Source organism: Armatimonadota bacterium (assembly GCA_029907255.1).
Taxonomy (GTDB): Bacteria; Armatimonadota; UBA5829; order DTJY01; family DTJY01; genus JAIMAU01.
Genome location: JARYMF010000004.1, coordinates 130,508 through 142,825, shown reverse-complemented (window position 1 = coordinate 142,825; position 12,318 = coordinate 130,508). Strand labels below are relative to the sequence as shown.

The 12,318-nt window shown below is 47.7% G+C and carries 12 protein-coding genes and 1 pseudogene; all 13 read right to left on the bottom strand.

Annotated features, from left to right (window positions below; genetic code table 11):
- Nucleotides 1-6: 6 nt before the first annotated feature.
- Nucleotides 7-1,269: a DegT/DnrJ/EryC1/StrS family aminotransferase gene (locus tag QHH26_04620; protein ID MDH7481248.1), complete on the bottom strand. Its 1,263-nt coding sequence runs from the start codon at nt 1,267-1,269 to the stop codon at nt 7-9.
- Nucleotides 1,259-2,065 carry a polysaccharide deacetylase family protein gene (locus tag QHH26_04615; GenBank protein MDH7481247.1) on the bottom strand — a complete coding sequence of 269 codons (807 nt, stop codon included), beginning with the start codon at nt 2,063-2,065 and terminating at the stop codon, nt 1,259-1,261. The genes QHH26_04620 and QHH26_04615 overlap by 11 nt, the downstream gene beginning before the upstream one ends.
- Before the next feature lie 194 nt (nt 2,066-2,259).
- Entirely contained in the window at nt 2,260-2,934 is a 675-nt protein-coding gene (locus QHH26_04610; protein ID MDH7481246.1) for a hypothetical protein, read from the bottom strand.
- A 131-nt stretch (nt 2,935-3,065) separates the two neighbouring features.
- Nucleotides 3,066-5,342, bottom strand: a complete 2,277-nt coding sequence (locus tag QHH26_04605; protein ID MDH7481245.1) for an amylo-alpha-1,6-glucosidase — start codon at nt 5,340-5,342, stop codon at nt 3,066-3,068.
- A gap of 45 nt (nt 5,343-5,387) precedes the next feature.
- Nucleotides 5,388-6,035: a DUF5683 domain-containing protein gene (locus QHH26_04600; GenBank protein MDH7481244.1), complete on the bottom strand. Its 648-nt coding sequence runs from the start codon at nt 6,033-6,035 to the stop codon at nt 5,388-5,390.
- A complete protein-coding gene (gene rsfS / locus QHH26_04595) occupies nt 6,013-6,426 on the bottom strand; it encodes a ribosome silencing factor (GenBank protein MDH7481243.1) in 414 nt (137 codons plus the stop codon). Before rsfS ends, QHH26_04600 begins: the two co-directional genes overlap by 23 nt.
- 8 nt (nt 6,427-6,434) lie before the next feature.
- Nucleotides 6,435-7,673: an LCP family protein gene (locus tag QHH26_04590; GenBank protein ID MDH7481242.1), complete on the bottom strand. Its 1,239-nt coding sequence runs from the start codon at nt 7,671-7,673 to the stop codon at nt 6,435-6,437.
- Between the two features lie 7 nt (nt 7,674-7,680).
- Nucleotides 7,681-8,280, bottom strand: coding sequence for a nicotinate-nucleotide adenylyltransferase (gene nadD / locus QHH26_04585; GenBank protein MDH7481241.1), 600 nt, complete (start codon nt 8,278-8,280; stop codon nt 7,681-7,683).
- 62 nt (nt 8,281-8,342) lie between these two features.
- Complete coding sequence (gene proB / locus QHH26_04580) at nt 8,343-9,449, bottom strand: glutamate 5-kinase (GenBank protein ID MDH7481240.1); 1,107 nt, start codon at nt 9,447-9,449, stop codon at nt 8,343-8,345.
- 16 nt (nt 9,450-9,465) lie between these two features.
- Complete coding sequence (gene obgE, locus QHH26_04575) at nt 9,466-10,767, bottom strand: GTPase ObgE (GenBank protein MDH7481239.1); 1,302 nt, start codon at nt 10,765-10,767, stop codon at nt 9,466-9,468.
- A gap of 135 nt (nt 10,768-10,902) precedes the next feature.
- Entirely contained in the window at nt 10,903-11,157 is a 255-nt protein-coding gene (gene rpmA / locus QHH26_04570; protein ID MDH7481238.1) for a 50S ribosomal protein L27, read from the bottom strand.
- A gap of 111 nt (nt 11,158-11,268) precedes the next feature.
- Nucleotides 11,269-11,574 (bottom strand): annotated as a pseudogene (gene rplU / locus QHH26_04565) (50S ribosomal protein L21).
- A 163-nt stretch (nt 11,575-11,737) separates the two neighbouring features.
- Nucleotides 11,738-12,313 (bottom strand): hypothetical protein, encoded by a 576-nt coding sequence (locus QHH26_04560; protein ID MDH7481237.1) that lies wholly within the window; start codon nt 12,311-12,313, stop codon nt 11,738-11,740.
- Between the last annotated feature and the right edge of the window lie 5 nt (nt 12,314-12,318).

The window sequence follows — 12,318 nt, the reverse complement described above, 5'->3', positions numbered from 1 at the left end:
TTCTTTTTACAGCATTGCTGTCATTACTTTGTTTATACCAAAGGCAATCGCATCACAATCCTCTGGGCTAAGAAGTGGGCTAACGTTTAAGTGTATTGCCCTGCCAAGATAATCTAGTGTCTGTGGACACATATCTGGTGAATATTCGACATTTCCCTTATAAAAAGCGCAGGTGAAGGGACATCCTTTTTGCACATCAGGGGTCTTTGACAAAATTTCAACCCAACTAGTGTAAATATGGCGGTCTGGAATCCCCTGATTGTAGATTGTCCCGGCGCCAATACCTTCTTTTTGGAGTGCGGCCGCAACTTGTTTTGCTATCTCAGGATTCGGCATAAACATAACCAAGCTAAGACCTGCCTCGCCTTCTTCATCGTAAATCTTGCGAAATTCCAAACCTTTCTTGGGTTCAATTTGACTCTTAATCCGACGCTTGTTTTCTCGCATCCGTGCAAGTAAATCCTCCAGCTTTGAAAGCTGAACGAGGGCTAGTGCACCAGCAAGCTCGCTCATGCGAAAGTTTACACCTGGGAAGATGGCCATGCCTGTGTCTTCGCCCCAGAAGCGAACGGCAGCGTCGTGATACATGCGTGCTTTGTCGTATATGTCCGAATTATCAGTAACAACGACTCCGCCTTCACCTGAGGTAATAACCTTGTACATTTGCAAGCTAAAACAGCCGACATCGCCAAAAGTACCGAGCGGCTTGCCTTTGTAGCTTGCACCACACGATTGGGCTACATCTTCGATTATTTTTATGCCATGCTTTTTTGCAATGTTTGTTATTCGGTCCATGTCGCAGGGAGTTCCGCGCATATGGACTGGCATTACAGCCTTCGTGTATTTTGTAATCTTGCGTTCGAAATCATTCGGGTCGAGCGTAAGTGAATTATCAACTTCAGCGATGACTGGGATAGCTTTCGCTGCAATTATTGCAGCAGGCGACGCAACGAATGTATATGCTGGCACAATGACCTCATCGCCTGGCCCAATTCCCGCTCCTACGAGGCCTGCAATGAGAGAGCTTGTTCCTGAGTTCACTGCTAGCGCATATTTTGTGCCAATATGAGCTGCAAATCGTTCTTCAAACTCTTGCACTCTAGACTTTCGGTTCGGCAGTCCGTAGTAGCGGAAGAGAATTTTTTCGTCGAGCACCTCGAGAACGGCTTTCTTTTCTGCCTCTCCTATTTCCCATGCGCCTGGAAGCATTGGCGGTTCTGGAGTGGTTTTCGCAGGCGTGCCACCTTCAATTGCCAATTTATTGTGCATTTCTTTTCTCCTTTTGCTCCATGTAATAATCTAGGTATGACTGAACCTTAACCCCTCGCTTATCCGCGGCTTCGAGGAGCGTGCGTATAATGGTCATGTCGGAATCCTTTAAAATGCTGGACCAGTCGTGGGAGGCGTAGCTCCAAACGAGGTTTCTTTGTGCAACGTAATCAAGACACCATAGAAGGTGGTCAGAATAGCCTTTGATATCGTCCCAGCCGTGCATTCCGCGCCAGTAAACGTCTTGCCAGTCGTGGATTGGGATTTCCAATATATCAGGGAAGCCCTGGGCATCATACCAGAAGGGTTGAATCTCGAAAGCTACTGGTTGAAAATCAAATTGGTCACGGCCATATGTCCGCGTGAAGCGTATTCCAAGCCGATGAAGTACTTCGAGGATATCCGGGCGGTCTGCTAGCCCTCGATAATATCCCCATGGGCCGGTTAAGCCAATGCATTCTTTGCCGAATTCTTGTCGGATGAGTTCTGAGGTTTTTGCAACTTCTTCTTCAATCTCTTGAAGCGAGACTCCTTTGTGGACTTCGATTGTTCCGTTTCTTCTATCAATACAGATGGTTTTCAAAAGTTTATGTGAATAAGTGTGCTGTTGAAAGTCAAACATTGGATTGTTTGCAACTTTCTTTAAATAATCAGCATTCTTTTCGATGACTAGGCCTAGTAGGAACAAAGTGCATGGATGCTTAGCATGGACTTCCGCCACCGTATGTAAGAAATGCCTTGTAATCTCTGGTTTACTTTCACACTCAACATCGTAACCTATAAGTAGTGTTGCCATAGTCACCCGTCCTTTGAATAGAAACGAGCAAAAATGCGGTAATAGATGATTCTATAAAATATAAAAGTTGTCCTTTTTAAAGCATAAGGCGAGGTTGTTTCGAATATATAAATTGGTATTTAAGCTTAGCAAAAATAGCTCAGCCGCGACGTGGATAATATTTTGAGAGGTCTCTCTAAGCGATCTGAATCCCTCTAGAATTTGGCTGTAAAGACTGTAAATGCCGCGGATAGTGTGAACGCACCGAAGTCAAACCCAGCAAACTTGTCCATGAACTCATATCTGCCTTCTGCAGAGAATCTTTTTCCTAGAAGCAAGCCCAAGGAAACATTTGTGGTTAGCCCAATGCCATCTTTACTCACACCCGCGGTAGGGGCATCCAGGTTGCAAAAATATACTCCGGCATTGACAGCGGCATAGCCGCGCACATTTTCGGGTGTTCCAAATCCACGAATTAACCCTACTGTTACCGGGATAAGAGTAACGGAGTTTTCGGCTGAATTAATGGTTCGCGACATCCTGTAATAACAAATATCAAATGTTGGTCGCCAGATTCGCGGTTCTGCCATCGGGAGGGGCCTTAGACCGTACCTTGTCCATTTGCTGCCGAAAATGTCTCTAACTTTTTTACTGGTTGGGTAATATACGCCAATTGTAACAGCAAACGGAACAGTCCGCCTTCTTACCTTTTCGATTTCATATTGCGACTCGGCTGGATTGCTGGCGTCTTTTGAGTTATTATCGCCAATCATTGCAGGTTTAGGTGTGCCGGCGGCTGATGTGTCTGCGGGGTTTGCCGCATCCTGAGCCCACGTTGCGTTTATAGTTGCGAATAATATGAAAGTTAAGAAAGAAATCAGCCGTTTCATGCTCCTACCTCCTGGGTTAAGGAATGCTTTTAAGCAAGTTTAACCAAAACGCTCTAAAATATCAAGCGAGGGGCTACGACGGAGTAGTTCCTTCTTCAAGGTGACAACCTCCTGCTGGATATCTTGGTATGTTAGAAGGTTATTGCTATTTCCAACATGTCCCCAATTGGCAGTACTAGCTCTATGTGCTTGTCGGTTGCTGTTGTCCGTGTATTCCATTCAGCTTCCGGTAATACTGTTCCGTTAACTGTAACGAGTTTGACGTTGGCATCTTTTTGAATTGCTGGATTAAAGTGAAGGCTCAAATGTCTGAAACCGGAGGTACGGCGAACAACGGTGGAGATTAAATCCTCAGTTTTTTCAAAGCTGATATCAAAAGTATTATTCCCTGCGCGGAAGTTGCGGACCCGAACTTTATCCCATTCCTGAGGCAAGTGTGGGCCGAAGCGAATTGTTCCCTCGAGGATATTTGCATCGAGTCCTAGCATCCCTTTGGCAAGTGGCATTATTATCATTGCTTCCGACCAGCCTTGGTGTGGGCACCCACCTGCGACTCGTTCGTCGCCGCAGAGTATCTCTGGAATATAACCTAAGGAGAAGTCCTTTGTAAGCTCCGCGTTTGCCTTTAGCGCGCGGAGACCTTCTTCAGGCCGATGATTCTCGTAAGCCGCCAGGGACGCCCAGCCGGTTACCAGCGGCCATACAGTTCCCTCGTGATACCCCCACGGATTGTAGATGTCGTCCTGGTTTGAGTTTGTTCTTGTACCCCAAGGAGTATACATGGCAGGGCTGAAAAGCACATTGATTGTCCGTTGTGCTTTTTCAGGTTGAACAAGCCCCCAAAGGAGTGGGACTGCTGGATTGGCGGTAGTAAGCTGGCAGAAGGTCTCATCTGGGAGCTTGCGATCATAGATATATCCCCTTTTAGTGTTCCAGAAATCTGAGTTAAGTATTAAGCGCACTTTTGAGGCATCTGCCGCCCATCGTTCGGCGTCGGAATCATTCAGCAGTCGGCCCATCCAGGCGGCTTGGTCAAGAGCATGTGCCCAAATTGCGACAAGATCTACCATGTTTTTCTCGCCATAGTCGTACCATTGATGGCCAGCGGGGGGGTTGTCTATAAGTAGGTCGCGGTCTATATCCATACGATAGCACCAATCCATGGCATATCGAATTCGGCCCCAGTTCATCTTAATGTAGTCGAGGTCGCCGGTCCAGCGGAGAAAAGCAGCCATGCATATGACGAAAAGTGGAGTTGAGTCGCCGGCAACGTAAGCATAGTTCTTGTCGAAGCAGAAGTCATGGGCGGCACTTAGCTCGTGGTACACCTTGCCTCGGTTTTCGCCAAAGAGAATTTGATGCTTTGCTAGGAGGTCGAGGTTGCGCCTAACTTTCTCATACTGGCCGTAAAGGCATGCAGCAAGCGATTCCCATACTGAGTCACGCCCAAAGTACCATCCAAAGCCCGGTCTACCACTGTCATTTGATGTATTCCATCCTGCGACATAACCTGCACCGATTGAAGGTGTTTCCATGAAACATTTATCGAGGCCAACCTTTGCCCACGTAAATGCTTCGTTGATTTCGGCATCTGGCGTCTCAATGGTCAAAGTGGTCTCGATGAGGTTGCGGTAGTATGAAGCGTTTTCAGCGGCGATTTTTGGTATGTTTTGTCCAATTTCGATGAAGGTCTCTCTGGCTTGATTAACTCCGCCTACGTCGCCTGATATGACGAGTGGCACAAACGAAGTAGCTGCTTCTTCGGCAGAAACATCGATTGCAATATAGCGGTTTTCGTCATGAATGCCAAGGCTGCATGCTCTTGCTCCTGGTGCGCCAATCAAGACGGTGTGTTCTTCTGCGCCGGAGATTATTGCCCACGCCCCCGTTGCTTCGTCAAGCGCATAATCGGGCTGGCGCGCCTGCCAATCCGCTGGCCACATAAGCTTGAGGTCGGACTGGAATGAGAATATTATCTTAAGCGGCGTACCTTCCTGAATATCTAAAAGAATAGCTACTCCAGGTTGCTTAATCGGAGTAATGATGATTTCTCTAATCTTGATGCCCTTGCCTTCATAATTAAAAAACGTTGCTTCGGGGGTAACATCGATTTTACTGCACAAGTCGCTTGTTTGGAACGTTTTTCCGCCTTTTTCGAATGTCAGCTTGCAATTGAAGGCATACTTGAATGGGTGTCCCCACACCTCAAAAGGTCCAGCTTCCTTGCCGAGAAGGGCGCACCTATGTCCTATTACTGCATAGAACTGCCCATGCTTGCAGGCGCGCGTCAGCGATAAGCCTGATTTGGGCAGTTCGAATTTTTGTATAGGTTGGAAGTCTACCAAAGTTCCCGGAAGGACGAAAGATGCTCCGTGAGGTCGTTTTAGAGGTGTATGAGAGCTAGACAAAGAGTGATTCCTCCTAAAAGTTGAAGCAGCTATTGATATGCTGGCTTAAGTTTCGATGTTCTCACTACGGCTTGTCTTGCTTGCAGAGAATGCAGCATCGAAGAGGCCGTATATATATGAGGCAAGTGTCGCAACGCCCATAAAAATTGCGGCTGGGTGCGTGTTCTGAATAAGCGTCGGGATGTCACGTACTCCGCTGTAGGAGTGAGATAGAAAGGCGAAAGTAAAAAGAAACGCCATAAAAATTCCTAGAATAATCGAGCCTTTGAAATAGTCGCGGTTGTAGAACTGTCCGCAACCCGGCACGAGCGCAAGAATCAAGGCAAAAAGAGGGCTTCTTTCGGGCTGTGCGTATTTGTGAGGATTTTCGAGCATGTCTTTTGCTAATGCCCGTTCGCGCTCCCGCTGAGCGATTTCGAGGGTTACTTTGGCAAATTTTATCTCAAGTGACTTCTTTCCCGGTGCAAGGTCGAGAGCCAACCGGTATTCGCTCAGTGCTGTTTCGAGTTTGCCGCTTTCGTGGAGGATGTCGGCTAGGAGTTCACGGATTGTTACGTCCTTTGGGCTGATATCGAGAGCCTTCCGGGCGGAAGTTTCGGCATCTGTCAACTGCCCTCGCATACGTTGGAGGGTTGCAAGCGCAATTAACCTTTCAATCTCACGTTCTTGTTCATAGCTCAGTTCCTGCGACATAAGTTTCACCATGCCTCTCTTCTGGGCTCAGAGGTGGAGGGCTACTACTTTCAGCGCCCGTCCAAAATGACTCGAGATTGTAATATTGCCGTTCGCGTGGTGCAAAGATATGAATGATTATGTCACCATAATCCAGGAGCACCCAAACTGCTTCTTCATAACCTTCAACTCGCTTGTTTTTTATGCCTTTGTCTGCAAACTTTTCTATGATATTGTCAGCAATTGCTTTAACGTGGACATCGGATGTGCCGGTAACAATGAGAAAGAAGTCGGTCATGATTGTTCTGTCGCGGACATCGAGCACAACTGGATCGACAGCCTTTTTGTCCTCAGCCGCTAATAGTGCAAGCTTTGCTTTTTTCTCCGAAGTAAGAGTAGCTTTAGGTGACAATGCTTCCTCTAAGTCCCTTGAAATGCTAATGCTCGGTCCTTCCCGATGATTATCGTAAGGTCGGCTCCAACGGATTCATCTGTTGCGCGTTTAATGACGCTGATTCCTGTGACTTCGGCAACATGGCGTGCTGCCTTGTCGGTTCTCATCCGACACACTATCTCACTGGTGGTGTAGTTGAAGTTGGGAGCATTGCCGACTGATGTTATCTCATAGCCGCTTTGCTTTAAACTCTCGGCAACTTTTTTTGCCACACCCTGTACTCCGCTTCCGTTTAGCACTTCAATTTTTGCTGGGATTGGCGTTGGGTCTGGTTTGAAGAAAAGCTTAGCAACGACCTCTGCGGTTTTTTGCGAGTCTGCAATCCAATAACTGATTCCATTGATATTCTGCGGTGCGCCGGGAAGTGTTTCCATCTCTACTTGACTTAGGTCCAGTTTGGATGCTAGGTTTGCCAGCGCAATCAAATCACGCGGAGTCATATCTGTTTCAACATTTTCGAGCATGGTAGAAATCAATCGGGGTAGCTTTGGCAGGTTGATTGGTGAGACTGCTTTTTTTACTAGGGCACGAAGGAATTTCTGTTGCCGCTGGATGCGGCTGATGTCACCTAGGGCATCGTGGCGGAAGCGAACATACTGCATTGCGTGTTCGCCGTCAAGAACCTGCCGGCCTTTCTTCAGGTTTATATATAGGCCACCCCATCTGTCTCTGTAATGCATGTTTTTTTCGACGTCAATTTCCACGCCGCCAAGAATATCCACGCATTTCTTGAACCCTTTGGTGTTTGTTTTTATGTAATAGTCTGCCTCGATGCCAGTAAGTTGAGCAACGGCTAAGCGGGTGAGCATGGGTCCGCCAAACACATGCGCTGCGTTTATTTTTTGCATGCCTCCATATCCATTGAGGTCTACCCTTGTGTCTCGAGGAATGGAGAGAGCTGCCACTTGCTGTTTATCAAAATCAACGGAGGCGATTATGATTGAGTCAGAGAGGCCGCGTTTTGTTTCGTTTCTTTTTCCTGTGTCATCTTCGCCAATGACGAGTATGCGGACGGTTTTCTTGCCATCGAAAGGCGGCTCGATAATTTCTTTTACCCTACGCGAGAATCCACTGTGAGTGGTGTAGTAGCCAAGGAGTGTTCCTAAGCCAACTGCTGCTGCAAAGCAGAGGATGATAAGCAGAACAAGCAGTATTGGTGCTACACCACGATTATTATTTGTTAAATGAGGGAGCCTGCGTGCCATCGTACCCTCACTCCAGATACAAGCCATGCTTGTGGATATACTGCTCGACTTCTTCAGGTACAAGATATCGAATAGTTTTACCCGTTGCGATTCTTGTTCTTAGATTAGTTGCCGAGATGTCCACAGGTGCTATGGGAAGTATCTCAATGCTTTTTAAGAACTTGAGCGGCAGATGCTGCTCAAGCGCCGTTAGGTCAAAACCAGGTCTAGGTGCTACGATGAATCGCGTCAGTTTGGGAAGCTGGTCTGCTTCATGCCAGCTCTCAATTTCAAGTATTTCGTCTGCGCCTACTATAAAATATATTTCCGTTTTCCGCCCATAAATTCCTTTTATTTCGCGGATAGTATCGACTGAATATGAAGGGCCGGAACGTTCGATTTCAAGCCTAGAGACCTCAAAATATGGGTTGGACGCCGTTCCAAGTAGCGTCATAGCGTATCTGTGCTCGGCATCGGAAACCGGATATGTAAGCTTATGTGGGGGTTGGCCGGCCGGGATGAAAATCACTTTCCCCAGGTTGAATTTTTCCCGCGATTCCTCTGCTATAATCAAGTGCGCCCAATGCAGAGGGTCAAATGTGCCGCCCATTATGCCAATTCGAGACATATCTTTATCCTGCTTTTACAGGTTTTTGCCTGCATTAGCTTGGGGTTAGTGGGAAAAGAGCGCTATACTCCCAATGCCATATTGTCACGATGGATTACTTCGTCGAAGTCCTTGTATCCAAGTATATCTTCGATTTCTGAGCTTTGCCGTCCCTTGATTTTTTCAATTTCGCTTGCACTATAATTGACGAATCCTCGAGCAATTTGGTTTCCTTCTTCGTCTACGATTCTTACTAGGTCGCCTGTGGAGAAGCTTCCCTGCACTCCTGTTATTCCGGCGGCAAGCAGGCTCTTACCTCCTTCTAGAATCATGCGTTTTGCGCCTTCGTTTATAATTATCTCGCCGCGAACATGGGCTCCGAATGCAATCCACCGCTTCCGACCACTTAGGCTTGATCTCTGTGGAACGAATTTCGTACCGATTTGCTTGCCAGAAACGATATCAACGATAACGTTTGGCAGCCTCCCGTCGGCAATAATCATTGTAACGCCTGATTTTGTTGCAATCTTTGCGGCTTCAATTTTTGTGCGCATGCCGCCAGTGCCACTTCGAGCTTTGCCAGCGATTGCCCAGATATTGTCGTCAATTTTTGTAACTAGCGGGATAACTTCGGACGGCGCAGATTTTGCTGGATCTGTCTTGCATAGTCCAGGTACATCAGAAAGCAGAATAAGCAAATCTGCTCCAAGGCTTGAAGCAACGAGGGCGGCTAGATTGTCATTATCGCCCACCCGTATTTCATCTACCGCAACAGTGTCATTTTCATTGACTATTGGTATTACGCCATGGTGAAGGAGCGATAGCATGGTGTTACGAGCGTTGAGATAGCGCCGCCGATCGCCAAAGTCTTCGCGGGTGAGGAGTATTTGACCAGTAGTGAGGCCGTGCCATTCAAATATCTCGGAATACATTTGCATAAGTAGACCCTGCCCGACGGCGGCGGCAGCTTGCTTTTCAGGCATTGTCATCGGGCGCTCAGGCAACCCCATTCGCTCCATCCCGGCTCGAATTGCTCCAGACGTGACTAGCACGACGTCGATTGATTGCGACCTAAGGTTCGCGATTTGACTGGCTAGCGAAGTCAAATACGGGCGGTCTATTTTGCCTGAGTTATTTGTTAGGGTGCTTGTGCCGACTTTAATAATAACCCTTTTAGCCTTCTTGTCCACTTTAGTACCTACTGCCTTATTCTACTTCTTCTTCTGCTATGTAGTCAAACTCGATTGCCCCGATTCTGACAGTGTCGCCGTTTTCTATCCCAAGCTCCTTGAGAGCTTTCAGCACACCTAAGCGATCAAGCTTGCGGTGTAATCGGCGAATTGCCACTTCATTATTTATGTTAGTCATCGCTACCTCGCTTTCCAGGCGTTTTCCTTCGACGACAAACTCGTGGTCGCCGACTTTCTTGGCTTCCCAGCGCTTGAGATCTCTCTTTTCTGGTGCGATGCGGACTATTTCGTGTGTTTCAGCGGGGGTTGGCACTATTTTGTCTAGTTTGCGAAGCTCTTCTGCAAGGAAGTAAATTAATTCTTGGACTCCAAAGCCGGTGGCCGCTGAGATTGCGAATGTTTTGAATCCTCTTGATTCGAATATGGGTGCAAGCTCTCTAGCTGTTTCCATGGCTCCGGTTATGTCAACTTTGTTCAATGCGACGACCTGGGGAAGCTTGGCCAATTCAGGGTTATAAAGACGAAGCTCGCGGTTTATGACGTCGAAGTCATTCAAAGGGTTTCTCCCCGTCAAGCCGGATATGTCGAGGATATGCACTAGAAGTCGGGTTCGCTCTATGTGGCGAAGGAACCTGTCTCCGAGTCCTGCTCCCGCATGAGCACCTTCAATCAGGCCGGGTATGTCCGCCATGACGAAGGAGTTTTCTTCATCAACGCGCACGACGCCAAGGTTTGGCGTAAGGGTAGTGAAGGGATAATTTGCAATTTTGGGCTTGGCTGCCGAGACTTTTGCTATTAGCGTGGATTTGCCAACATTCGGGAAACCAATTAGTCCGACATCTGCAAGTAGCTTAAGTTCAAGCCGAAGATTTCGTTCTTCTCCTGGTTCTCCGGGCTCGGCAAATCTTGGCGTACGCTGTGTTGGGGTGGCAAATCTTGCATTTCCACGGCCGCCTCGTCCTCCTCGTGCAACAATAAACATTTGGCCTTCTGTGTCCAGGTCAACAAGGAGTTCGCCAGAGTCGGCATCGTAGACCTGGGTTCCAACTGGCAAGTGAATATAAAGGTCCTCGCCGTCTTTCCCAGTCATGTTATTAGGGCCGCCGTCGCCGCCTCTGGGTGCCTTGTAACTTCGCTTGTAATGGAAGTCAATTAGGGTTGTGAGCCGGCCATCTGCGACTAGGATAACATTGCCACCTCTGCCGCCGTCGCCGCCTGCTGGACCGCCTCGAGGCACAAACTTTTCACGGCGAAAGGCTACCATGCCGTCGCCACCGTCGCCTGCTTTTACGCTGATTGTTGCTTCGTCAACAAACATTGCTGCCCTCCTTGAGAAGGCGCCATAATAAAACGACTCGATCATCGGAACGATAATCGAGTCGCAAGAACTTTGTATAGAAGAATATTATCCCTCCCGTCAGATTATGGGAGAAATAATATTGCTCCTGCTTTTCTACGCTACGGAAGGATATATGCTTACTTTGCGCGTCTTCTTGCCTTCGAACTTCACGTAGCCATCCACCAGGGCGAATAGGGTGTCATCCCCACCGCGACCGACGTTCAAGCCGGGATGGATCTTTGTGCCACGCTGCCGAATAAGAATGCTTCCAGCTTTTACATATTCTCCAGCAAACTCTTTGACGCCCAGCCTCTTCGACTTGCTGTCTCGTCCGTTCCGTGAGCTACCTACTCCTTTTTTATGCGCCAATTCTTTTCACCTCCAAACGGGCCGTGGGCAAGTCTATTCGGCTGCCTCGCCTGCTTCCTCAGCCTTTGGGGCTTTGGGTGCCTCGGCCTTACGTGTTGTTCTAGTTTTGTATTCGATTTTCTCGATTGAAACTTCTGTAAATGGCTGCCTGTGACCAAATCTTCGGCGTTCGCGCTTCTTGGGTTTATACGTAAACCCAATTATTTTCTTTCCAAGTCCGTGGCGTAGGACTCTCCCAATCACCTTCGCACCGGATACAGTCGGTGTTCCGATGATTTGAGCCTTATCTGTGTTGACGAAAAGAATATCGTCAAATACTACTTCCTCGCCAACCGGTACATCCAGCTTCTCTACTTTGATAGTTTCGTTTTCGTGAACGGTGTATTGCTTTCCGCCCGTTTTCAAAACTGCGTACATCTGTAAAGTCCCCTCTTAGTAAAGGATGCCAACGCCGTTTAAAGTTCTGGCAAGCCTGGATATAATACCACGCCGAGGCTGACTTGTCAATATTAAGTAAACGTTTATTTTTCTTTAGAAGCAAGCGCTGAAATTCATTAATGCTATATTGGTGCTTGCTGTTTTATTTTGTCTTCTTGCTGTTTGCCTTCTTCTCTAAAGCTGCGAAGAATTCATTCATGCGTTTTACACGTTCGGCGGCACGCTCATCGCCCTTTGGCACCTTGGAATAGAATGGATTGAAGTCTTTCATTGCATTCAGATTGGGCCTTCGTCTTTCAACGTTTTGTGGCGGTCTGCGTTGTTGTTCGCCTGGTCCGCCTGGGGGTCCACCGGGGCCACGGTGCTGTTCGAACTTCGGCTTGATACGCGCCATGGCGTTTAGTTGAGCCGCTGTGAAGATTGGTTTGAGATCTTTCAAAGCCTTTTTTGCTTCATCTTGCGTAAGCTTTGGCTTGGAACGAAGTGGTTTCAAAACGGCAAGGACCTTTTTCGCCTGTTCAGGCGTCAAGGTGTATTTCTTGTCTTTGTTTATCTCTCCAATGTGCCTAACCATCTGCATTAGCTGGAACGTATATTTGTGTTTTTCTCGGAATGCCTGGAATTGGTTTGCGCCAGAGGGCTGTTGCTGGGCACAAACCACGGCTGCAGTGAATACCACGAGCAAGCAAATTCCAATAGGTACTATAAATCTCCTCATTTTTT